Raw genomic sequence first — 429 nt, 5'->3', positions numbered from 1 at the left:
CAGCGGTCGATAAGCCCCGAGACGCTCGTGGGCAGTCCCTGGATGCCGGCGGCCAAAGCAGGAATCACTGGTAATGCGGAAATGCTTGCGGGATGCTCATTCATGCGCTAAGCGTACGTTATGTACGAATGATGCGCAAGCGAAATCGTACAATTTGGACGATAAATTTCAGGCATTTTGTACGATGATGGATTCCCGGCACAGATTGCAGCAGGCGCGCGCCCAGGCCGGCTATGCCTCGCCCAGCGATGCCGCGCGGGCGCTGCGCGACATCAACAAAAACACCCTCATCAGCCATGAGAACGGCAACCGGCCGCTGTCGCGGAAAGCCGCCGAGAAGTACGGCCGGCTGTTCGGCGTCGACCCCGGCTGGCTGCTGTTCAATGGCAGTTTGGGGGGCGACAGCGCCGAAGCGGCGCCGGTCAATCT

General features: G+C 60.6%; 1 protein-coding gene. It reads left to right on the top strand.

Annotated elements, in window-relative coordinates; all coding sequences use genetic code 11:
* Nucleotides 1-184 precede the first annotated feature (184 nt).
* The coding region (locus EOA24_RS40905) for a helix-turn-helix transcriptional regulator (protein ID WP_245502019.1) at nucleotides 185-429 on the top strand (245 nt) is incomplete at its 3' end.

Origin of the sequence: Mesorhizobium sp. M2A.F.Ca.ET.039.01.1.1 (assembly GCF_003998035.1) — a bacterium.
Taxonomy (GTDB): Bacteria; Pseudomonadota; Alphaproteobacteria; order Rhizobiales; family Rhizobiaceae; genus Mesorhizobium.
This window is presented reverse-complemented; position numbering and strand designations above follow the sequence as displayed.